Genomic DNA, 24,734 nt, shown 5'->3' with positions numbered 1-24,734 from the left:
AAACTGATTTCCTAATCCGGCGGAGTCTTTAAAATATTCAATCGCTTTGTCAATATTATAAAAGTCTAAATCGGAATTTTTATAAAGAACGCCCAGCTGATACATAGCAAAATCATTTCCCTGTAAAGCAGAAGCTTCTAAATAAGATATGGCGAGAGAGTAATTGGGGGTTCCAAAATTTTCCGAGCTATAAATCTTACCTAATTGATATTGAGCAAATTGATTTTCAGAATTAGCTGATTTTTTTAAATACTCTATAGCTTTACTGATATCATAAAAGCGAGTTTTCTCATTTAGATATACTTTTCCCAGGCTATATGAGATCATATCGTCATCAGGTCTTTCTCTGTGCAGATCGGTCAATATTTGAACTGCTTTTTCGTGAAGCTCTGAATCATCGCTTTTTAAATATATTTTAGCAAGCGAGAATAGAGCAAAGGTGTTTTTTGATTCTCCGGCTTCTTGGAAAAGTTTTATGGCTTTAGGTAAATTGACTTCTGTCCCTAATCCAAGTTCATACATTTTTCCAACACGATACATTAAAGAATCATCAGCGTCTGATAGAAGCATCTCATTAAATTTTGTAATTGCATCATTATAATAATTATATGATTTTTCAGAATCAGGATCAGTAAAAAATCCCTTTCTATATATATTACCGAGTTCATAAGAAGCGTAAGGACTTTTTTCTGAAGCGCTTTCCAGTAAACTGATAATTTCACTTGAATGAAATGGATCTCCATTTTTAATATCTTTATCTATGTATATCTTAGCAAGAGAGTATTGAGCATATTTATTATTACTTGCCCTTGTAAACCATTGTTCAGCTAAATCTGCATCCTTCTCAATGCCATTACCAGCATTAAATAATTTACCAGTTCTATAAGCAGCGTATTCTCTTAAGTAATAATTATCATCTGTCTTATATACGTTCATAAAACCTTGCAGAGCTTTCTGATAATAAGTGGCAGCCAATTGTTCATTTACTATACAGCCGAGACCACGTTGAAGAACCTTGCCCAGGTCATGTACCGCAAGCAGGTTTCCTTCATTTGCACTGATATTTAGCAATTCTATGGCTTTTTCATAATTATGGGTTTTATATAATTCGTTTAAAGCTGTTTTATATGTAACATCCCATTCAATATAATAATTATCATTTTCAACAAATGAAGATTGCGAGTCTCCACATAATTGCACAGAGCCGTCAGAAACTGTTTTGTCATCAATTTCATCAGATTGAAGAGATGAAGAAAAGTCTTGAGAATCGATTTCTTCTAGTGGATCATGATCCAAAGTATCAAAATCGGAAGATAAAATGTCATTATCAATGGCGGTAAAATTATCATTAGAAATATCTGATGTCACAGTAGGGGCAGGAGTTGGTAATTTCTCAAGTTGGATATCTAAGGGATCTTGCTGTGGCTCAGTTAACTGCTTCAGTATAGTTTCGACATATTGGGAAAAGTTAGAGTGGGTCTTAAGCTCTTTTTTAATATTTTTAAGTACAATATTGCTTAACTTTACACGAAGATCTTCTTCTGAATTATCTTCCCAAACTGCATGTTCTAACTCTTTTTTTGAAGGAGAATAGGTCTTAGCCATCTTATCTACGCTACTCATGAATTTCTGATATTCTTTTAAAACAGTCTTGTTTTCTAGAATAGAATCTACGACTTTGTAGATTTGTTCTTTAACATCCGCAGGTATATAAGCATATTCAAGCTGACCTCTTTTGGGAAGCATAGGAATCAGTTTGATTAGTTCTTCTGTAGTTTTATTAAGCTGTTCTCCGGTAATTTTGGGAATTATTGTTTTTTTATGTAAAATACCAGAAGTTATGGTACTGATACGCTTTATTTCGTCAGGCATTAATTTCTTACCAAAATCTAAAATATAGTTTTTAGAAGCTTCTTTATTAAGGATTTCATTCTGACGCTCTTCTTCGAACATTTTACCAGATAGCAGCTCCCTGCATTTATTTTGTGTGTGTTCAGTAATAAAATAATCATGCACCATTGGCTTTGAGGACCAGAACATATAATGAGCGTGTGGATGCTTGGCCTCTGCATGGTAGGCAGCGGTCCACTGTAGATTCTCAACACTTATACCAAATTTATCGGCAATATCTGGAATCACAGAGCGGATATATGCATCCCATTTCGATTTGTTGTAATATCCTAAATCCTTAGCGTCTCTCGGATCAAGAGAAACAATTCCACGATAAATAAGTCGTTTTTGTTTTGACAATTTATAAAGATTTTTACTTACTTTATCGATATCATCTAAAGGTATGTTGCCAAAGAGTCCATGACTATGGGGCCTTTTCGCTATGTAACGTACATAGTCTTCTGGTTTTGCCATTTCTTTTTCAAATTTTTCGGTATTTTCTTCTTCTAAAGGGGTAAGATCTGTTCCTTCCCTGGTTCCAATATAAAGAAAATTGTTTTTATTGTGGATTGCTGTACTTTTTTTGTTAGGATTACCACATCTTATTTTTGATATTAATACATTATGGGGCAATGTTAACTCCTCCTGTTTTTTTCCTGAATTAAAATCTGCCACAAAACTATTATCATAGTGTGGCAGATTGAAATAAAAAAATCTATTCTTCTTCGTTTGTTCGTCCTTTTAAATATGCAATTGCTTTTTTTCTGGCCAGTTCATACGATTCTTCCACTTCCTGTTGCCTGGGAGCTGGGACAAATTTTAATATAGCTTCGGCGGAAAGGTAAGCGGCGGTACCAGACTGAATACAGGTTTTTGCGCTTAATGAAGCCAGACGTTCAAAGGAAGGCCGCATGACATCCTGGAGCTGAGTACGGATTATATTAGTAATCAATCCGATATTATCAGCATTAAGATCTCCGGATAGTCCTTGCAAAGCCCAGTTTCTCACGACTTCTGACATGGAAGTATGCTGCTTTGCTGCAAGTAACTGTATCTGCTCATACGCCTCAACCTCAAAGGCAACATTGATTCTTGGACTTTCAGCTGATTTTTTCTGATTTGTTCTCATTAATTTTTCTCCCGGTATTTAATAATTATGAAAGTTCTGGTATAATAGGATTTAGCGAGGTAAGTCTTTGCCTGATTGCTTCCTGTTGTTGGAGTTCCCGGCCAAGTTCTTGTATGATTACTTTCTCTGGATGAGGGAGAGAATCTATATTATGAAATTTGCTGTGAATCTCTCTCAGCTGGTGTTTATAGCCAGTAACTTCATTTAATTTTTGAATGTTGCTTAATATAACTTGGCTGCAGGGAAAGTTGTTACTTTTCAGTTCTGCCATTAAATTCTTTATATAGTCAGGAGAGGCTGTATCCTGAATTTGTTCTGCGGTTTGCTGAAGTTCCTGATGCTGTTCGTAATTTTTAATCAGATAATGGCTGATTTTATCAGCATTGGCACAGGCTCTATAAAATTCATTGGGATCATCTTCAAACATTGAGATCCAGCTTTTGATGTATTGTCTATGCCGTTCTTCTATGTATCCTATTTCTTCAAACTCAATTTCCAAATCACATTTAGTAAAAATTGTTCCTATTTCAGCGTTAAGTTCTTCTCTTGCATAATCCGGAGTACCGAACATGTTCATCATAGGACGGTTAAGGCGATCTGCATGGCCAGTTGAATGTGACATTTCATGTAAAGTCACTCCTAAAAAATCTTTAGTGGTATGAAAACTTTCTTTCAGAGGAAGAACTATTTTGTCATGAATGGGATCATAAAAAGCACTGTCTTGGGCCACTTCATGAATGGGACATTTACTGGATTGAATAAAGTCTTCGGCAAGCCTGTAACTCTCATCACGAGTAAGGGAAGGGAGTTCCAGTTTAGGAATGTTATTAATATTTTCTCCATTGAAGACAATGAAATAATTTACCATAGGCCTGTCAAGTTGTACCATTTTCTTTTTGGGTACGCCATTTACATCGAATAAGGTTTTTCCATCAGAATCCACTTCTTCAACCTCTTTACTCAATATCCATTTTTCACACAAAACACCCTTAGCCCCTTTTTGTACCTGCCATCCATTTTCTTTTGCTTGAATATATGTACACCAACGGGGATCTTTATATTCGTTTTCTATAGCTGCGTTCATCAGTCTAAAACGGTTGCCTCCCCGATAATATACATTGGAAACAGGGTTCTGAGGTCTCATCGCACTTTTATTCCAATTTGGAGGCAATAGTCGGTTATCTTTCTTTAAATTCCGTAATATTGATTCAACGAGTTGTTTTCTGGAGTCCATGACCTTCTCTAACGAAGTTAGTTTTATTTCTTTAGAGTTATTGTATTTTCCTGATTTTCCTTTTGCCATTTCAGATCCTCCCATCTAACCTCTTGGCTTAAACCTTCACAATCGGTTTCAGCTACTGCATTTTCTTCTGTAATTCCCAATTCAAATATTAATTTTTCTAAGTCAGCCATATAATTCACCCCCTTCTATAATTTCTATTTTGTTAAAAAGTGAAATCATCGCGTTGCTGGTATAGTCCAGATAAATCATGGTGTTCTGTATGTTACGGTGTCCCAGCCACCACTGTACATCTGTGAGCTTTACATCGTTATATTCAATTAATTCCATAGCTCGTGTGTGCTTTAAAACATGAAAGTGATGTTTTTCATTTGGAATTTGTGTAAACGAGCAATAACTTTTCATTAATACATCCAATGTCTTACGGCTGATCGGTTTACCAAGTTGGGAAAGAAAAAGGTGATTATCGCTTGAATTTATTTGAATTCTTTCCCAGTAGTGGCGTTCCAATGCTTCATAGACTCTTGAATTAACAATTTTAAGAGTGTTATTTTTACTGCCTTTTAGCCTGCGGCAGAAAATGCTTTTTTTCGCAATATCAAAATCTGCTAGGGTGAGCAGCCCTATCTCAGATGCACGTAGTGCACAATATTCAGATAGGTAAAATATAGCCTTATTACGGTTGGCCAGACGGCTGGTATCTGTAGATATAGCTTTAAATAATTCTGCTTTTTCTTGCGGAGTTAGAAACTTTAAATCTCCAGAATCTCTCTTTCTCATACGTATCCTCCTAAAATTTATGCATCTTCTATTTTAGTGGATACTAACCTGGACAAAATAACTATATTGTCCAATATTTTCCAGTTAATTTTTCCGATTATACGCAGTTTTATGAGCGGAACTCAGTTCCGTTCATAAAGGTTAAAAGAAAGGAGGAAATTTGTTACTTATGTACAGAAGGGAGGGATTGTTTTTTAGGTGGCAACGTTAAATAAAACCACGATGCAGGAAAAGAAGCTTAAGAGGCTGCGTGCAATAATAGGAGTTACGGTAGTGGAACTTTTAATCAGCCCGCTCATTGCATATGTCATTCATCAGTATACAGACTGGTTATTTCACATTACAAAGTATGATGGTTTGAAGCTGGATTACAGCTATTTAAATGCCTGGATATTTCTCATAAAGAATACGGGTGTGAAACTTTGGTTTTTGATTATTCAGGCGTTGTACGCATCATATATTATCTGGTTGGTTATCAGGCCAAAAGCTGAAATTATGGATGTTAAGGAAATCGAGGTTACAGATAAGATTAAGATTCCTGTTGCAGTAGGAAATGGTCAATATGGAAATGCTCGTTTCTTAACAGATAAAGAAAAAGATACAATTTTTTCAACGTTTGTATTTACTGGAAAAGAAGTGCCTGATGGTAACGGCGGTCTAGTTATTGAAATGAAAAAAGATGCAAAGGGTAGGGAATTGATCAGATACATACAAGGGGAAGGACATGCACTTATATTAGGGGCAACTGGAGCAGGAAAAACCCGAAGGAGCTTATTAATAACAGTTTGGCTTCAGCTTATTACAGGACTTTGCATTGTAGTAAGTGATGTTAAGGGGGAAATTTATGCTTATACTCATAAGTTTGCTAAAAGTTTAGGATATAAACCGATAGCGGTTGATTTTCGAAATCCTAAAAAGTCTGCTCATTATAACTTCCTTCAACCTATTTTAGATGCATTAGCCGCAAAGGATAAAGCAAAGGCCATAGATTACACCTGGGATTTGGTATCAGTACTTGTTGGTGAACAGAAAGGGGAACCACTTTGGTATAACGGTGAGACCGCTACGATTGCAGCAGCTATTTTAGCCGTTTCCATGGAGGCTGAAGAACAATATCGAAATCTAACCAATGTCTATTTCTTTTTGGCGTATATGTGCCAGCCTCATCCAGTTACATTTAAAACTCCATTATCTTTGTATTTATCAACTCTTCCAGACGGGCATCCGGCCAAATCTGTTTTTGCTATGGCCCAGGTAGCCCATGATAGAACAAAATCAAGTTTCTACACATCAGCCATGGGAACATTAAAGTTATTTACAAATCCCAATGTTGCAGAAATGACTTCAAAATCGGATTTTCGCTTAAGTGATATTGGAAAAGAAAAAGTAGCTTTTTATATGTTGATTCCAGATGAGAAAAAAACATTATATCCATTAGCATCAATTTTGATAAATCAGATTTATATCGCTCAGGTAGAAACAGCCAGCCAAAATGGGCTTAGTCTACCAATTGAGACTGACTATGATTTAGATGAGGTTGGTAATTTCCCTTATATACCAATTCTTGGGGGCTTGTTATCCGCAGGGCGGAGTCGTGGTTGCCGTGCTAACCTCTATATTCAGGATTATCAGCAATTAGAAAGCAAGTATAAAGATGAGTTTAGAACAATTAAAACCTGTTGCGAGACAAAGATTGTTTTGAAGGCTGACGATCCTGATACCTTAAAAGCTTTCTCTGAAAGTCTAGGGGATTATACAGTAGAAGTTCCAAGCGCATCAACGAGTACTTCAACATCATCAAAGAGTAATGATGTGAATATTTCTAATTCCAGTAGCATGACAGGACGTAAGTTACTAAAGTCTGAAGAAATCGGACGAATTGATTACCCATATGCGTTAAGTAAAAAATTAGGAGAGTATGCAGCGATTACTGAGCTTCCTGATCTTGGTCAGTATCGAATTAATAAGATTTGGGGGCTTGGGGACAAAAAAACCAATAAACGTATTTTAATCGAAAGGGAACAGGAGAGAGAGGAGCGTATTGTTGAGGATATCCCCCTTTGGGGAGTATGGAACAAGTACAAGGAGATGTTGGAAGAGGAAGCTGCTCAGCAGATAAGTTTTTTAAGCTAATTAATCTGCCAGAATTTTCAGGATCAATAAAATAGTTAATATGCATGAACGGAACTCAGTTCCGTTCATGAAGAAAGGGAAGGAATGGAAAAACAATTAAATAGTGAAATTGATGCACCTGACGAAAGGGATATCAAAGCGGATAAAATACACGAGAATTACATGAAAGATGTGGTTGATGTAACAAGAAGAACTATAGAAGAGGCTGTTTATGAAGCTTTGGATACAGGATTAGATATTCGCTTTATTAATCAGTGTGTTAAGGATTCATTTGTCGAATATGCTGAAAATCATCCTAATGATTCCACTGTAAAGGCGATGCGAGATTATATTGATGAAACGGACCTGGGCAAAAATAATGTTATGGAAGTGAATTCTGTATCTCATCCGATAAAAGAAGATCAAAGCATAAAAGATTTAATTGACAATCTTAGTGATCCGAATTTTATGGCCCCAAAACAGGATTACATGGAATTGATTGAGTACGTAAGTATCGTTGAAAAAAAGTATGATTCAATTTTAATTGAATTAAATGATCTTAAAGCCCAATTGGGTGAGATACATAATAAAAGCAATCCTTTGACAGAGGAACTTGAAAGAAAAAAGGAGAATGCTTTTGAAATTGGTTCGAAATTAAATTCCGTGAAAGAAATCATCATTGCATTTACCAAGAATGCTCTTGCTTCAGTTAAGGAAAAAGGGGTTGTGGCACTTAATAAAGTTATTGGTTTTTTTAAAGTAAAAGAAGTCCTCCAATCTTTAAAAGATTCTTTACTTAAGATGGCCCATGGTGCGGATATAAAAGTACAGAAAATCAATGCAGTAAGCCATGAATATCATGAAATGGGAAATCGTGCAGCAAATATCGGTAGATTACTTATTGGAAAGGAAGCCGTTGAAACGGTAAGGGAGAATGGAAAATTATCCGGAATATTGCAGCTTCCATTTTCTGAAATACATAAATACACATCAGAAATGAGTGAGACTGTAAGTAAAGCCATTGAAAAAGTTAAGAAACTTGAAGACTATACAGTCGACAACATGAAAGTTGCACAGGGAAACAATATATACGTGTTATCGGAACAAGGATACCGCCACAGGGCAGCTAAAGGATTAAATGACATAAAGCCTGGGCAGAGCTTTCCGGAATACAAAAACAAAGTACCGAAATCATGGGCTGAAAAGGGCTGGGTTAAGGAAGTATCTCAGGATGCACTGCCGGAGATACAGAAGAATCAGTCAGCCAGAGTGGAAATATCTAATAACAGACAGCCCATTATCGAATTGGAACCTTAAGTAAAACTATGAGCGGAACTCAGTTCCGCTCATTAGAAAGGAAAATCAATCTTTATGAAAAAGAGGACACTTTATATTTTACATATTGCATTTATTGCAACTCTTATTTTTACATTTCCGGCATTCGCAGGAAGTTTGGAAAGTACACAGTTGGTAACAGGAACTAAGAATTTATTGAGAGATGTGGCCGCAGTTTTAACGGGATTGGTGGCCTTAGCAACGGCTGCAATATCAATTAAAAATGTTGTTACATGGCAGACTGCAGCTGATGAAGAAAAACCAAAGCATAAAAAGGCATTTACTCAAACGTTAGAGTTAGGAATCCTTGGCACCTGTATCGGTGGAGTTATAACGGCAATACTTTCTTATTACGGAGGATAGGGGGTGTGGATAATGTAATTAGCTGGATGCTAAGTAATTTTACCGATGTAATCTATGATTTGATTAATGGAATGCTGGATTTTTTTAATAATTTTGTAAATAACATTTTTTTCTATGTTGCAGAGGTCAATTTGAGTAACAGATTGGTCATCAATGCAGCCACGTACACGACTTTACTTGGAATCACCCTGATAACACTAATAGGAGTAAAACAATATTTTACAACTTATGTGGTGGAAACAAGCGGAGATCCTGACTCTGATCCACTTGATATTTTGGTGCGATGTTCAGAAGCTGTTGCTATCTGCTCATCTAACGATTTTATTGCTACTTATTTTTTTAAGTTTAGTAAAGCGTTTGCTACCGATTTGGGGGAGTCTGGGGGAACCATTGATTTAAAACCCACAATTATGGATCTTATTGCCACTATCGCCAGGACACCATCATCATTCATTTTTGTTTTTATAATATTTTTACTGGTAATAGGCATTTTGGTTTTTAGCATTATTGCGGGTATTAGAGGAGCAGAGTTGAGTTTGATGAAAATTATGTTACCAATTATGTCCGTTGATCTTGTAACAACCAATCGAGAACGTTGGGGTAATTTCTTTATTTCGTATGCAGTGACATTTTTATATTACGGACTCCAACTGCTTTGTTACCGGATGTTTTTAGCGTCACTCATGACTGTTTCGGTAAGTGTCATGTCGAATGAGTTGTTAATAACCTTTGGCTGGTTTTTTCTTATGCTCCGAGGTCCCAAATGGTTGGAGAAATTTATCTATTCTTCCGGTGTCGGTCGAGGATTTGCAGGGGCTGGGCGTACTGCTGGATTTATGCTTCCTAACTTGATAAAACTGGCAAAATAAAAAGGAAAAACAATGGAATCATTAAAATTCATAACGAGTCTGACTTTCGCATTATCTGGTTTAATGGCAGTTGGCATTATCGCCAGAATCACCTGTTTGATATTGACAGGTATTATGACAGGTGAAGCAGTGCCTGAACTGATAAATAAAATGACTAAAAAGTTGACTGCGGCAATTATTGCAATTTGTTTAAGCACATTCTTAGGAATAATCAAACATTATTATTTTTGAAGTTGGGAGGGAATATGGAAGACAAAGAGAATCAGGTCTTGGAAAAAGAGCTTTACATACCTGTTCCGATTCCAGATTCTGATGATTATATATCCGGTATCGGACAGAGTGAAGTGGGTGTCATAGCTATTGCTTTTATTATATCTGTAGTAATCGGTATTTTCCTATCGGTAGCTCAGAACACCATAGTAGGAGTAAGTATTGGTGCATTCATTATCTTTATGGTTATAACACTGATAAGAAGAGATATGAGTAATGAAAATCTGATAAAGAAAATTATTATCTTTATGGATTATCAAAAAGCGCAGAAAAAGTATCAGTATGTTTTTAAAAATGAGTTCTATGCAGAGCATGAGGTTGAGGAAGATGAGTAAAAGCAAGCAAATAGTCAATGAAAGAGAATTAACTGCAAACCAATTTACCAATGTAAAAGATATTAAAGGAAATTTTCTTTTTTCAAAAGATGGTTATCTCTTTGGTTATTTAAGAGTGTTCCCATACAATCTTGATCTGTTAGCAATTGATGAGCGTCGTATTCGAACGCAAAATCTGTCCTTATCTTTTGAAGGGGATCGAAAGGATTTTGATTACTGCGCTTTCCCCAGAGAGTTGGATTTGGATGATTATAAGAATTATTTGAAAAAACAGTATCAGGGGGAATTATCGAACTACGGGAAAAGGCAGATTTTAGCAATCATGATACGACAAGCAGCAGAGCTATCATCATCTGGTGAGAATTATGAGCATCACCATTATTTTAAGATATGGGCAAGGGCTGAAAAAAATATCAATGATACGAAAAAAGAATTGTTAACCAGGCTGGAAGAGTTCAAACAGCGATATTCTGGCGTAGGCATAGATGCTGAAATACTTAATGAGACGGAAATTTTTAAGTTATGTAATCTTTTTACAAATAGTCAGCAAGTAAGTTTCATGAGTTTGGCGGACAATCCGGTTATTACACCTATACCAATGATAAAGGATTATTGAGATGAAAGAAATTGTGGTAGTTAATGATGTAAATGAAAATGTATTAAATATTATTACTCCCTCAGGCATTGATTATGACAATAGTCATATCAATATTGGCGAAAATGCTGGAGCCATTTTCACCATATCTAAGTACCCCAGTCATGTGGATTATGGCTGGTTGGTTGATTTATGTTCCCTGGAGGGGACAGCAACTGTTATCGAATATCGTCATACCAGTCCTGCACGTATGATCAAGGTCATGAATAAACGGATATCAGAATTGAAATCCAATGCAGAAACTGCAAAAGAAGAGTCTGAACGGCAGAGTTATGCCAGAGGAGTAAAAGACTTAAAAGAGATGATTAAAAGAATCGGAATTCAAAATGAGCCTGTTGGCTACATAAACATTATGCTGCTGATACAATCCCCTTCTTCTGAGACATTAAATCAGCGGGTTAAACGTGTAAGCGGTTCGGTTTCTGTTGCTGAGTGTAATATGAGAAATTTAAAATACCGGCAATTACAGGCATATCAGGCCATGAGTCCATTTGGTCTTCCTGACAGGGAAAATGTGAGCAACATGGGAGAAAGAAGTATGCCAATCAGTACTTTTATTGGTGGGTTTCCCATGGCCAGTTCAGGTTTGAATGATAAAGATGGTTATTTCTTAGGTAAAACAAGAAATAAAAAAATCATACGAGTGAATACCTGGCTTAGGAACAAAGACAGAACTAATTCTAATTGGATTATAACCGGCCTTCCTGGTACAGGAAAATCAACAGCAATCAAGGATATCCTTACGATGGAATTTGCCCTTGGAGCTAAAATTATCATTTTTGATCCGGAGACTGAGTATGTGGATTTAGCCAGGCATGAGTTTATAAATGGTGAAGTGCTTAATTGTGCATCAGGCTTAAACAGCCGCATTAATCCGTTACAGATCAGACCGGCTCCGTATATCCGTCAAGAGGATTTGGATGAAGGAGAAGAGCTGTCCGATTACTTTGTTTATGATTTAAGTAATGGAGTATCAGACATGGCGCTTTACATACAGCAATTAAGATTCTTTTTCTCACTTTACTTTGGGAAAAAAGAGTTTACCGCAACTATCAAGACTCATCTGGAAAAATGTCTGATTGAATTGTACGGAAAATTTGGAATCACATGGGATACCGATATCAGAAATCTTAAAAATGAAGATTTTCCAATTATGGAGGATCTGTACCATCTGGTTAAGGAAAAGGCTGATGATGAAACCGAAAGCTACCTAAAAAATATTTACAGAAATCTGGAAGATCTTTTATTTAGTGCGGGAGAAGGAGCTGACAGCCATTTATGGGATGGACATACTACATTGGATCCGAAGACAGACTTTGTTGATCTTGTAGTCTCTGGTCTGTTAGAAGCAGATGATAACGTGAGAAACGCTCAATTTTATAACATAACTACCTGGGCATGGCAGAAAATGTCGGAGGATCGAACACAGAAGGTTATCTTTGTGGTCGATGAGGGATACCTATTTGTTGATCCGGAAAACCCTGACCTGATGAAATTCTTCCGCAACATATCTAAGAGAGATAGAAAATACGAAGGTGGTCTCATGTTCATTACACATTCCTGTGTTGACATTATGGATGAGAGTGTTAAACGGTACGGACAAGCACTCATGGATAATGCCTGTTATAAATTCCTGATGGGGTGTGACGGAAAAAACTTAAAGGATACAACAGAGCTGTTTAATTTGTCAGAGAAAGAAGTAGCAATCTTAGCTGCGAAGAACAGAGGACAGGGTATATTCATGGCAGGCAGTACCCGTATAAACCTAACGGTTGAGGTAAGTGATGAATTTCTAAAGATGTTTGGAAAGGCGGGTGGACGATAATCCGTGAATCCAATGCTGATAAAACTGGCGGCGAAACTGGCATTAGAACCCGATAATTTAAAAAAAATATTAAAGTGGGTTTCTTTTGGGATACTTTTTCTGCTATTCCTTCCTTCGATCATGCTGATGACAATCTCCGTTCTTTTTGGTAATGGTTCCATCAGTGGTGATTTTGATTTAACCAAAACAGAACTATTTGGTCAGATTAACCCCATTTACGAGGATTATATGGCGGAGATTACAAATGAAATGAATGCGGAGGCGAATAGGATCATTGAGGAAAATACAACTACAGATGTTGATCCGGAAACAGGTGAGGAGACAAGTGAATGTGATGTCAATGTCAATGTTACAGTAAATGAACCAGGGATTTGTGTTTTGTTAGCTTATCTGTCAACCGTAAATTACCAGGAAAATAAAGCAGAAAAATACAAGGCAGACCGAGAGAAAATATTTGATTTTTATAATTCAATGAATCGGGTTGAGATCTCCAATGACGGGGATGATTACTTAATCCAGAATGTCATATTATCTGAAGATGAAATTGCCATTTTATACTTTCCTGAACAAACATATCAGAGTTTTTATCTTACATCATATGGCAATTTCACTACGCTGTATAAAGATGATAGGCAGGGTGCTAAAAATCATGAAGGAGGAAGCCCTGTTTATGATGGGAATGTGGCGTATGGTGCCAATGGGATGAATATTCCATTGTATAAGCAGGGTGGAGGGCAGCCGTGGAGTAGTATTGCATACGGAAATGGAACAATCGCCTCCAGCGGCTGCGCGCCAACTTCATTGGCCATGGTTATATCCTATTTGATTGGAAACAGGGTGACACCTGCAGATGTGGTTTCTTGGACAGGCAACAGATACTATGTATCAGGACAAGGAAGCAGTTGGAATATATTTCCTGCATGTGCATCACATTGGGGAATCAGTTGTCAAAATCTTGGTAGAAGTACTGTTGGTCTAACAGCAGCACTATCCAGTGGCAAACCGGTGATTGCAAGTGTAGGACCGGGAACATTTACAAAAGGCGGGCATTTGATTGTACTCCGCGGAATTACTGAGGATGGAAAAATCCTTGTAAATGATCCATCAGATAACAATACAAAAAATCATATAAACAAGAAATTTCCTTTGGAGCTAATTATAAGGGAATCAAAAAATTATTGGAGTTTTCATTGAGGTAGATGATGAATGGTGATAAACGAGGAAAGAAGTTAATGACGGTATGTATCTGTATTTTTTTGTCAGTTGTATTTCTGGTCACTTCTTTTGTACAAAAAAGGATCATGAAAGAAGAAAAGATAAATCAGAAGGAACAGATACAGACATCAAAGGAAGTGATGGTGGAACCGGAATTGTATCAAGAGGGTGAATTAATAACAATTTATTTTACTAATACAGATCAGATCGATGAGAAGGGAGCTTTACCATATGAAGAATTAGAGAAATTAACTGAGAAAACCCAGGCGTTTCTAATTTCCCAGGGCATTGAGGAAACGGAAATTCAGGTTATTGAAGGAAGTTTACGAAAAGATGGGGAAAAGACGTTTTTTTCCTGTAAAGTCGGAAAATCTGTTTTAGACATTGGGTTTCATGAAGGGACAGGTGAATTTGAATTTTCTTTTAGGAGGGGAGGCGAGTGAATGAAAAGAAAAAGATATTTTTACAAGTGAGTTTGCCTGACTATGTTGTAGACTGGATAGATTTAAACGCTGAGGAAAAAGTATTGAAGAGAGGACCTACATGTAGAATGGTGCTAATTGAGGTGTTATCGTCTATTAGCGAAAATGAATTACCGAAGCTGCAATTTGTTTTTAGTCACAAGGTGAATCTTCCAACAACAATTGTTGCTTTCGAAATAACTAAGCAGATGAATGAAAAACTTTTAAATCTATGCAAATACATTCCGGTATCCAAAAAGAAACTGGCGGAGATCCTGATATGCCAAAGATTTGAAAGTTCACGGGAGGATTAGCTTATGGTTTATTACATTTCCAGCACCATTTATCATCAGACAATCCTAAGTACTGTGGAAGAAAGTGGGCAACTCATAATTGGCCAGCAGACTGATAACCACGTTGAATTTTTTAAATACATAAAAAACAACATCATTTCATTAAGTGACATTGAGTTTCTAGTTATTGACTTAAGCGCACTTGATGATCTGGATGAAGATATTTTACAGGCATTTAAGATGTATCGGACCATGTATGATGAAACCCGTTGTATTATAGTTGCACCGTACCGGCAAGCTGGAGATTCCTTATTATCTCAACTATTTGCACTTGGTATCTGGAATATTATTGCAACGAATGATTATCTTGAAATGAAAAAAGGTCTGGAACTCTGTTTATCAGAAAAGGGTATGAGCTTCAAAGAAGCTCTGGCGTTTAAAGATATTAAAAAAACAGAAGAGATAGATATAAACGAGGTAAAGGCTGTTAGCCGGGTTATGATCGGACTCATCGGAGTACAGAAGCGTATTGGAACTACTCATAGTGCGGTAATGCTGGCTGGCTGCTTACGTAAAAAGGGGTATATGGTTGCAGCTGTAGAATTTAATCCATCATGCACTTTCCAAAAAATAAGAGAAGATTTTGGTGAAAAGTTTCATGATCATTTCTATTTCACATTGAACGGGATTGATTATTATCCAGATATCAATAGAGAGTCTTTTCAGAAAGTGTTGGAGAAAAGCTATAACTTCATCATTATGGATTTTGGAAATTTCCAGGACTGCAATATGGAAGAATATCATAAGTGCCATGTACGACTAATCTGTGCTGGCAGTAAAGCCTGGGAGTTGGAATATGCCGCATGTATTTTACAGCAATACGATGATGAAATACTTAAGCATTTACATTTTTATTTTAATTTTACAGATAAAAATTATGAGAAACCAATCAAGAAGCAGATGAAAAATTCAAAAGGCGATAGCTTGAATGTTCATTTCCTTGAATATCGATCTGATCCTTTTAATACGGAAGAATTCCCGGCTGTTGAGCAATTATTAGGTGAATATCTGAGAGTTTCCCCAAAGAAAAAGGGCTGGTTTGGTAGAAAAAGAGGCAAATAGAAAGGAGTGATGAATTTTTGTAATGAATAATAAGAAAATTTTTTTTTTATTAAGTGTTCTTTTAATGATAACAAGTATTCCAATTCAAAGTTATGGCGCTTGGGAGCAAATGGATGATCGCTGGCGTTATGAGACGGATCATCTTTATGCAAATAGTACTTGGAAGCTGATCGAAAACGCTTGGTTCTACTTTGATGAAAATGGCTACATGGCAACAGGCTGGAAACAGATTGCAGGTAAATGGTATTTTATGAATCCAATTTCTGATGGTACAAAAGGGAAAATGCTTACCGGGTGGCAATGGATTGATGGGCACTGTTATTACCTGACAGGAATCCTTGATCCTCATTACCCGGAAGGTGCAATGTATGAAAACATGAAAACGCCAGATGGATTTCAGGTTAATAGCTCTGGGGCCTGGATCAATGAAAATGGAATTGTACAGTATCAAGCTGGTAAAGGAATACAGACAGTACTAACAAAAAAGACAGTATCTTCAAGTAGGTTTTTAGGAGGAGGCGGATCAGGACATAGCAACTCAGGAAAAAAAAACAATGCAAAACCTCAAGATGGAAAACCAGAGGAGCCACAAAAGGAACCACAAAAGGAACCGGCCTCCCCTTCCAATGCACAGCAGCCAAAGCCGGTTGATACAAAAGCCGAGTTTGACTATACCATTAAATATCTGGATGTGGAAAGCAAAACGGTTTTAAAAGTGGTAACTGGTAAGGATCTGGAAAATGCGGATATCATGATTGATCTTCCGGAGTTTGCTGGGTATGAAATTTGCAATGGACAGAAGGAAGGCTTTCGTTTGGCGACAAATGGAATGAAAGTCAATATTTATTATTCAAAATTAGAGCCGGCTTCTCCTTCTGAAGCAAAAAAGGTGTCTTGGAAGCTGTACTTTGTGGAAGAGGATAATCACAGCAATGAGATTTTTAAATCCCAGAGCGGACAGAGTGAGGAAAATACGGAACTAACAATTGACTTTCCGGAAATGGTTCTTGGTAAAGACAAGTATTATTATCATTCCCTGGTATCCAGTCCCTGGAGTACGGTTGTAAGCGGTACCGGGACGCAGAAATATTATGTGGAGTTTGAAAAGGGTGAGAAGCTGCCAGAGGAAGATGATCCGGACCAGGAAGCACGAGATAAACTGAGTCAATGGCTGGATACAGCGAGAGAAGCAGATCTTGCTATTACAGGGAAAGAGCCTACCAATCAGCAGCTGATTACTAAAAGTCTGGAAGAGAGCAATGAACGACTTTTAAACCTCGTTTCCATGGCGGACGGTTCGGAACGCATGGAGGTGTACCTAATTGCAAAGAACCATACTCCTACAACCGTAATTCTTAATCAATTAAATAACATTAAGAATCTGTCACAGCTGATCCGGGATGAGTTTGTTATTAATGGCGATACCTACACGGTTGTAAGGGTAGGGTTTGAAAAGACTTATGAGGAAAGCACCTGCAGTCATGATTATGAAATAATCGAACGGGTAGAACCAACCTGTACGGAAAATGGTTATGAAATTATAAGGTGCAGAAAGTGTGGAAAGGAGGAGAAAGTGATTTTACCCGCGACAGGACATATAGATGCTGATCATGATGGAATCTGTGATATTTGTTATCAATCGGTAGATGAAGCACCGGAAGAGGTACATTACAGCATTGGAGATATCCAGGCAAGAACCATAGGAAGTCATATGTATTTATTCCGCTGCATTGATGAAGATTATGAAGATGCAATGGGGAACAGTCAAAAAACAGCGCTGTTTCTTTGTGATAGCGTAATACGTTCCGACATTATAGGAAATTCCAAAAAGCTGAACTTTGGAGACAATAACAATTATAAATATTCAAAGGTACGGGAGTGGTTGCAGAAAAATGCTACTGATTCATTGTTTCTTCACGATACCTACGTTGGGATCACGAAATCCTTTCTAGGAGCAACTAGGAAAGGAACGTATGATCAGCTGAATGAAAGTGGCATAAAGGGATATGACCGTCTTTACCAGTCCATGGAGGATAAAATTTTTATCCTATCGGTGGAGGAAGCATTAAAATACCGGGATTATCTATGGACGTTTAATGGGAATGACATGAATAATCCAGAGTCCCAGATTTCAGCTTATTCCAAAGGCTATTATCTAAGGACTCCGCAGGATGGCGGTCTGGATGATTTTTGGTACGGTGAAGGGATTTATACAGTCAGTCTCACAGACGGGAACATGCAGCCTGTTAATGTGTCAGAGACAAGTATCGGGATCAGACCGGTTATGACGATCCCGCAGGGATAAAGAGGTAGAGTGATGAAAAAAATTGTAAAACTGTTAGGGGAAATGTTTCCAGATATCATTGATTTATTCTATGGCATTGCGTTAATGTGGCTTATTTATTATGAACTCTTTATTTGTACGGCAGGTATGCTTTATTTAGGAAATTTTATACAAAGTAATATTTTGAGAAGCATAGTGAGAGAAGTTCCAATAGAGCTTATTGGAGTAAATTTTCAAAAAGGATCATTTTCTCAATTTGTAATCAGTCTCTTTATATTATGTACATTTTATAAGCTATTATGTTTATTATTTTCCGGCGCCCCTAGACGATTAAAAATGAATTCAGTACTTGAAATAATTATTGGTGCTTTATTGGTGTTTTTTGAGATCCATCGAAAGCCTATTGTTACACCAGATCAGATACTGCGCTTCATATGTTATTTTATGATTATAAAACTGAGTTTAATAGTTTTAACAAGGATATTTAAAATACCAACAGGGCACTTTGGCAGCTTTAAAAAAGAGATGAATAACTGGAAAAAGGCCTTTGCAGTGGCTGCTGTTAAAAGTGAAGAGGTGTCAAAATCATGAGTATACTGATTTATCTATTAATTGGTTTAATATGTGCATCATCAATTGTAGTTTTTATTTTCATCACACTATCCTCTCTGACGATAGTGAATTCCAGGAACAAAGAGCAGGAGGATCAGGAACAAATACAGTGGATAAATGATTATGGAAATAAATTAGGGGAGAAAGGAACATGAGAGGTAATGCAAAAAGGATTATATCCCTTTGTCTTGCTGTTATCATCGCAGTAACTACAGTAGGGTATGCGCCGCCATCTTTGGCGGCTACTGCAATGACAAGATCAAAAATGTTAGACGCAGTAAGTGCACTTGCGTCTCCGTCACAAGCAGAGGAAAATGTGGCGGAGACGGCCGCCCCGTCAGAGGCAGAAAGTCCGGGGGATAAAGCTACACCCTCGGAGGCAGAGAACCCAGGGGATAAGGCCACCCCTTCGGAAGCCGTGAGAAAGTTTGTACAGGTGGAGCCAGAGGAGGTGCCAGATTATTACTCCAAGGTTAAAAAAGTTGGAAAACGATTCTGGAAATTTGAGGATCGTAATGGAATGGTACAGTACCGGGATTATGGATATGTGGATGGTGATGCAGAGTTTCCCCTATGGTATGAAGCGGATCAGACGGGAACTGTAGAGGACCTTACCTCCTCCATTAACTTGGATGAGGAATATTACAGTTTAGCTCCATACATATTTAAAAGTGTTGTCCCGGATAAGAAAGCTTGGGTAGATTTATCCTGGAGGTTGTTTTTTGACAGTTTCAGCATTGAAGAATATGACAAAGAAAACATAGGAGGATTTAAAAACTGGGACGCTTCTTCTTATAGCATTTGGCATTTGACTGGAGCGGAAGATGACCAGGGATATCATTTCTATGGAACAATACTAAATGAGTCAAAAACTGTAAAAGAACCAAATTGGTATGATTCGGATAATGAAGGAAATGTAGTAAATATTCGTAATCTGTTAATGACAAGCTTGGCAACAAGTGAGGCACTACAAAAATTATATTATAGCAGTATGAGGATTATAAATGACAACGTATCCGTAGCAGATAAAACAGATAGTCCTGGGACCTATGATACGGCAGACACTTTATTTACTTTATGGACACCAAGTTGGAGCGGATATACTTTCTTAGGTTGGTCAGATTACTATAATTATCCAGGCGGAGAGCCATTTGGTAATCATTCAGTTATAGACCACCCACAAAATAAAAAATGGTTATTATATGGAGGTGGATTCCTTAAAGCTGGGACACAAGTTCGACGTGGAGATGCGGGACATTTAGGAAATCTGTATGGTATGTGGAAACCAAACGGAACCTATACTCTTCAATTATTAAGACAGCCTGCCGAGGAATATTATCCGACTTTATACCACGGAAGTAATGCTGGTAACTGGTACTTAATTGTAGGTAATCCAGGAAGAGTCATAGACTTGGAGGATTATGAGGTCCCCACACTGGAAGGATATACGTTTGCAGGATGGTATTCAGGAAAGCATGGCACTGGGACACATTACAATGGATCTATCACTCTTAATTCGAATATGGTATTGTACGCAAATTATACGGTAAACACAAATACTATAACTTTTTTAGATTACAATGGGGAGATCATTGGAGAGCCACAAAGCGTGGTAACCGGAGACAGTGCCATACCGCCACAAGCACCTGAAATAGATGGTATGGATTTTGTTGGGTGGGATAATAGTTTTACAAATGTATCAAAAGACATGGTTATAAAAGCACAATATAAAAAACTCCCCAATATTACCATTATATACCGGGATGTTTACTCTTCTAGTGCCAATATTATTAAGACAGAAACTATTGTTGCAAAGGGAAAAGCAACACCTCCAGAAGTGGATTCCTCAAGTTTGCCAGCACCTAAGACAGGTTTTCATTACACTGGTACATGGTATGGTTCGGCTGGTACAAATATGCCTGATGTGGATCTGGATTGCGTAGAGACATTTGATTCTAAAAACTATTACAAAGACAGTACTTTGTATTTGTACCCAAAGCAAGAAGGCGATATGGTCAAGGTAACATTGCATTCCAACGATGGTCAGGATGTTACCAAAGTAATTGAGATTCAATATGATAGCAGTTTATATTTTTCACAAATAATTGATTCTCAAATTTACACAAAGGGTTTGGTAGAAACAAGAACTGGTTATACATTTAAAGGTTGGGCATCCACATCGGATGCAAAATATTCTAATCTTAGGAGCGTAGAGCCCTATGATCAGGACATATATCAGGTATGGGACGCAATTACATACTATGTAATCTTTGACAAGCGTGTTTCGGGTGAGAGCAATCCATCAAAATTCGCCATGATTTATGATAAGCCAATAGGCAAGCTACCTGAAGTAACCAGTAAAGGATTAGATTTTTTGGGTTGGTTTACCTATTATTATGGCGGAACCCAGGTAACAGAGGAAACATTGATGCCTAACCGTGATTTTAATCTATATGCTCAGTGGTCAAGGTATCCTACAAAAATAACATTAGATTACCAATATGAGGGTGGACCAAATCCGTATACTTACACAATGTATACGGCAGATTATACGTATTATCAGATATATACCAACATTGCGGATCGAACACCTCCAACCAGAAAAGGATATAAATTTAAGTGGTGGAATACAAAACCGGATAGTAAAGGTAAAACATTTTATAAGGGGTCTAATTCATATTATGTGCCAGAAAGCCGTGATATCACGGTATATGCTATATGGGAACCTTTGACTGTATATATAAAATTATATAAAAACACAAGCAGTTCTGATACATCAGCGCTCAGTTCAGCATCACGAAAATTTGATTCACCTGTTGGGAGTTTAGCTGTGCCAACGAATGGCGATAAAGTATTTAAAGGTTGGTACACGGCTAGGACTGGTGGAACCTTAGTGAGCGAAGATTATATTGTTAGTAATTACACTGTTAATGGTATCTTAAACAGCTGGGAATTATATGCTCAGTGGGCGAATTCGCAAAACAAAGTAACTTTCAAGGACTGGGATAATTCAGTACTAAGTGAGCAGACGATAGATTATGGGCAGGATGCAGTCCCCCCAGAACCGGAAAGAGCAGGATACCGTTTTATTGGCTGGGATAAGTCATACAAAGATATTCAGGGAGATACTGTAATAACAGCTCAGTATGAAATAGTTTCTAAGACTCTAACTTTGGACAGTAATGGTGGAAGATTATCGGATCAATTAACAATTGAAAAGCCTATTGCACCAGATGAGTCGATAGATCAGATTCTTATGGATGTTAAAGCTGGTGCAATCCGAAACTATTATACTTTTGATGGTTGGTATACAGATAAAACTGAAGGAAGTAAGTATCCGGAGAGCGGAAATAAAATGCCAGATAATGATTTAACTATCTATGCTCATTGGAAAAGAAGTTCCAGTGAGGTTGTATTTAAAGATTGGAATGAATCAGTTTTAGATAAGCAGGAGGTCGCAATCGGAGCTGATGCAACAGCGCCGACAGTCCCGACAGTCCCGGAGAGAATCGGTTATACCTTTACCGGATGGGACAAGCCTACTACTAATATTCAAGACCATACAATCTTAACGGCCCAGTACACCATAAACAGCCACAAATTAACATTAGTTGGTAATGGTGGAACCCTAGCCGGTGAAGAGAGTAAAAGCCAAAGTGTAAACTTTGATGCTTCCTTAGATCAAGTTCTGGCAGAAGGTACGGCCGATGCTTCTCGAAAATATTATACTTTTGATGGTTGGTATACAGATAAAACCGGAGGAAGCAAGTATTCGGAGAGCGGAAATAAAATGCCGGACACAGACTTAACAATCTATGCTCATTGGGAAAGAAACTCCAGTGAGGTTGTATTTAAAGATTGGAATGGTTCCGTTTTATATAAGCAGGAAGTAGCCATCGGAGCAGATGCAACGCCCCCGGCAGCCCCTGAGAGAATCGGTTATACCTTTACCGGATGGGACAAGCCTACTACCGATATTCAAGACCATACAATCTTAACAGCCCAGTACACCATAAACAGCCACAAATTGACTTTGGTTGGTAATGGTGGAACCCTGGCTGGCGAGGAGAGTAAAAACCAAAGTGTAAGCTTTGGAGCTTCCTTGGATCAGGCCCTTGTAGATGGAGAAGCTAGTGCTTCTCGAAAATATTATACTTTTGATGGTTGGTATACAGATAAAACCGGAGGAAGCAAGTATCCGGAGAGCGGAAATAAAATGCCGGATACAGATTTAAATATCTATGCTCATTGGGAAAGAAGTTCCAGCGAGGTTGTATTTAAAGATTGGGATGAATCAGTTTTAGATAAGCAGGAGGTGGCAATCGGAGCCGATGCAACAGCACCGACAGCCCCTGAGAGAATCGGTTATACCTTTACCGGCTGGGACAAGCCTACTACCAATATCCAGGATCATGTGGTAATTACCGCCCAGTATTCGATTAATGGATATTTATTAACTTTAGATGGAACCGGTGGAACTTTGGAGGGAATGCCCAAAAAGGAAGTAGTCATTTCCTTTGATCAATCCTTTGACCAGGTACTGAAAGACGGAAGGGATCAGGTTACCCGACTTGGATATCATTTTGATGGCTGGTATAACAGTGCGTCAGGTGGAAGCAGCTATTCCTACAGTGGAAATCAGATGCCATCTATAAATGTGACCGTGTATGCTCATTGGTCTCCTAATACATATGAAGTAACCTTTGATCCGGATCACGTAAGGTGGACCGGGGGGAAACAAAAGGAAGATCACACCTTTGATACAGAGCTGGGGACTTTTCCAGCGCCGGAAATCTATGGCTGGAAATTTAACGGCTGGTGGACAGGAAAAAATGGATCAGGAACGAAGATTACAGAACATTCCATGGTAGAGGCAAAGGATGTCGTGTATTACGGTAGCTGGGAGCCGGTAACTTATGAGGTCCTCCTTGTTTCAAAGACGGAGCAGCCGGATGGAGAATCATTACAAACCTTTACAATTAATCAGAAATATGATCAGGAATTTGGCAGTTTACCGATCCCTGAAGAAAAGGGCTATACCTTTAACGGCTGGTATGATGAAGATCATAACATAATCAATCCTCATACAATCTTTCGACCAGATTCCGGAGCGGCTGGATATACCTATCACGCAGAATGGAAAGCCAATTCATACAAAATCCGCTTTGTTTATATAGATGCAGATGGAAAACAGAAAGTAGTGGAAATAGACCGGGATTATTTCATGCAGCTGGGAACACTTCCGTTGCCAGAGAAACCGGGATATACCTTTGCCGGCTGGTTTAATGAAAGTGGAGAGAAAATAAACTCCGAAAGCTGGGTAGAGGCTGGAAATATGGAATATAAGGCCAAATGGATTGCAAACCAGTATACGATTCGCTTCAAGAGTAATTCAGAATCAATAAGTGATCCGAAAGATAAGACTGTAACATATGCCCTTCCAATTGGGGATCTGCCAATATTACATGAAACAGGGTATGCATTCCTGGGTTGGTATACGGAAACTGTAGGTGGAATTCGAATTAGGGAGACTACCTTGGCGGCACTGGGGGATCAGACTTATTATGGTCACTGGTCTATCAGCTGGATTAATAATGGAAATGGTTCATACAGAAGACCCGGAGCAGATGGTAGGTGGAATACAGCGGACGATGAACTATGGTGGTATGGCCTGGATGGAATCATAGGAACTGATGATGATCGTCAGATCCACATAATCCCCGGAGGAACCGGAACCTATATAGACAACGGTGACGGAACCTACATTACACCTGGAGCCGGTGGAAGTTGGGAAAATCCAGATCACTGGTGGAGAGGTCCGGATGGTGAGCTAGGAACCGATGATGATCGTCAGATCCACATAATCCCCGGAGGAACCGGAACCTATATAGACAACGGTGATGGAACCTACATCACACCGGGAGCTGATGGAAGCTGGGAAAAC

General features: G+C 38.0%; 21 protein-coding genes. 16 read left to right on the top strand and 5 right to left on the bottom strand.

Annotated features, from left to right (window positions below; translation table 11 throughout):
• The 5 genes from mobP3 to RZO55_RS10510 form a co-directional block, all read right to left on the bottom strand.
• On the bottom strand, window positions 1–2,565 hold a 2,565-nt coding region (gene mobP3 / locus RZO55_RS10530), incomplete at its 3' end, for a MobP3 family relaxase (RefSeq protein WP_318064239.1).
• A 40-nt stretch (window positions 2,566–2,605) separates the two neighbouring features.
• Window positions 2,606–3,019, bottom strand: coding sequence for a hypothetical protein (locus RZO55_RS10525; protein ID WP_318064238.1), 414 nt, complete (start codon window positions 3,017–3,019; stop codon window positions 2,606–2,608).
• Between the two features lie 25 nt (window positions 3,020–3,044).
• A complete protein-coding gene (locus tag RZO55_RS10520; RefSeq protein WP_318064237.1) occupies window positions 3,045–4,322 on the bottom strand; it encodes an ArdC family protein in 1,278 nt (425 codons plus the stop codon).
• A complete protein-coding gene (locus RZO55_RS10515; protein ID WP_318064236.1) occupies window positions 4,277–4,432 on the bottom strand; it encodes a hypothetical protein in 156 nt (51 codons plus the stop codon). The genes RZO55_RS10520 and RZO55_RS10515 overlap by 46 nt, the downstream gene beginning before the upstream one ends.
• Window positions 4,425–5,039: a tyrosine-type recombinase/integrase gene (locus RZO55_RS10510; RefSeq protein WP_318064235.1), complete on the bottom strand. Its 615-nt coding sequence runs from the start codon at window positions 5,037–5,039 to the stop codon at window positions 4,425–4,427. The genes RZO55_RS10515 and RZO55_RS10510 overlap by 8 nt, the downstream gene beginning before the upstream one ends.
• A 198-nt stretch (window positions 5,040–5,237) precedes the next feature.
• On the opposite strand from RZO55_RS10510, the gene RZO55_RS10505 reads away from it, so the two are divergent.
• The 16 genes from RZO55_RS10505 to RZO55_RS10430 form a co-directional block, all read left to right on the top strand.
• Complete coding sequence (locus RZO55_RS10505) at window positions 5,238–7,172, top strand: VirD4-like conjugal transfer protein, CD1115 family (protein ID WP_318064234.1); 1,935 nt, start codon at window positions 5,238–5,240, stop codon at window positions 7,170–7,172.
• Between the two features lie 84 nt (window positions 7,173–7,256).
• Window positions 7,257–8,468, top strand: a complete 1,212-nt coding sequence (locus tag RZO55_RS10500; RefSeq protein ID WP_318064233.1) for a DUF6674 family protein — start codon at window positions 7,257–7,259, stop codon at window positions 8,466–8,468.
• 54 nt (window positions 8,469–8,522) lie between these two features.
• A complete protein-coding gene (locus tag RZO55_RS10495; RefSeq protein ID WP_318064232.1) occupies window positions 8,523–8,849 on the top strand; it encodes a hypothetical protein in 327 nt (108 codons plus the stop codon).
• Between the two features lie 5 nt (window positions 8,850–8,854).
• Complete coding sequence (locus tag RZO55_RS10490) at window positions 8,855–9,718, top strand: conjugal transfer protein TrbL family protein (RefSeq protein ID WP_318064231.1); 864 nt, start codon at window positions 8,855–8,857, stop codon at window positions 9,716–9,718.
• 12 nt (window positions 9,719–9,730) lie between these two features.
• Window positions 9,731–9,949: a hypothetical protein gene (locus RZO55_RS10485; RefSeq protein ID WP_318064230.1), complete on the top strand. Its 219-nt coding sequence runs from the start codon at window positions 9,731–9,733 to the stop codon at window positions 9,947–9,949.
• 14 nt (window positions 9,950–9,963) lie between these two features.
• Window positions 9,964–10,323, top strand: coding sequence for a hypothetical protein (locus tag RZO55_RS10480; protein ID WP_318064229.1), 360 nt, complete (start codon window positions 9,964–9,966; stop codon window positions 10,321–10,323).
• Window positions 10,316–10,939, top strand: a complete 624-nt coding sequence (locus tag RZO55_RS10475) for a hypothetical protein (RefSeq protein ID WP_318064228.1) — start codon at window positions 10,316–10,318, stop codon at window positions 10,937–10,939. Before RZO55_RS10480 ends, RZO55_RS10475 begins: the two co-directional genes overlap by 8 nt.
• A gap of 1 nt (window position 10,940) precedes the next feature.
• Window positions 10,941–12,803 carry a VirB4 family type IV secretion system protein gene (locus RZO55_RS10470; RefSeq protein ID WP_318064227.1) on the top strand — a complete coding sequence of 621 codons (1,863 nt, stop codon included), beginning with the start codon at window positions 10,941–10,943 and terminating at the stop codon, window positions 12,801–12,803.
• Window positions 12,804–12,815: 12 nt separating this feature from the next.
• Window positions 12,816–13,997, top strand: a complete 1,182-nt coding sequence (locus RZO55_RS10465) for a C39 family peptidase (RefSeq protein ID WP_318064226.1) — start codon at window positions 12,816–12,818, stop codon at window positions 13,995–13,997.
• A 5-nt stretch (window positions 13,998–14,002) separates the two neighbouring features.
• A complete protein-coding gene (locus RZO55_RS10460) occupies window positions 14,003–14,461 on the top strand; it encodes a hypothetical protein (protein ID WP_318064225.1) in 459 nt (152 codons plus the stop codon).
• A complete protein-coding gene (locus RZO55_RS10455; protein WP_318064224.1) occupies window positions 14,458–14,793 on the top strand; it encodes a hypothetical protein in 336 nt (111 codons plus the stop codon). The genes RZO55_RS10460 and RZO55_RS10455 overlap by 4 nt, the downstream gene beginning before the upstream one ends.
• 3 nt (window positions 14,794–14,796) lie before the next feature.
• A complete protein-coding gene (locus tag RZO55_RS10450; protein WP_318064223.1) occupies window positions 14,797–15,894 on the top strand; it encodes a hypothetical protein in 1,098 nt (365 codons plus the stop codon).
• Between the two features lie 109 nt (window positions 15,895–16,003).
• Entirely contained in the window at window positions 16,004–18,199 is a 2,196-nt protein-coding gene (locus RZO55_RS10445) for a DUF6273 domain-containing protein (RefSeq protein WP_318064222.1), read from the top strand.
• Window positions 18,200–18,211: 12 nt separating this feature from the next.
• Window positions 18,212–18,769, top strand: coding sequence for a hypothetical protein (locus RZO55_RS10440; protein WP_318064221.1), 558 nt, complete (start codon window positions 18,212–18,214; stop codon window positions 18,767–18,769).
• Window positions 18,766–18,945: a hypothetical protein gene (locus tag RZO55_RS10435; protein WP_318064220.1), complete on the top strand. Its 180-nt coding sequence runs from the start codon at window positions 18,766–18,768 to the stop codon at window positions 18,943–18,945. The genes RZO55_RS10440 and RZO55_RS10435 overlap by 4 nt, the downstream gene beginning before the upstream one ends.
• A partial coding sequence (locus RZO55_RS10430; protein WP_318064219.1) for an InlB B-repeat-containing protein occupies window positions 18,942–24,734 on the top strand: 5,793 nt, incomplete at its 3' end. The genes RZO55_RS10435 and RZO55_RS10430, both read left to right, overlap by 4 nt.

The sequence above is a fragment of the Clostridium boliviensis genome (genome assembly GCF_033342255.1).
Classification (GTDB): domain Bacteria; phylum Bacillota; class Clostridia; order Lachnospirales; family Lachnospiraceae; genus Lacrimispora; species Lacrimispora boliviensis.
Note: the sequence above shows the minus strand (reverse complement) of the source record. Positions and strands in the feature narration are given on the sequence as shown.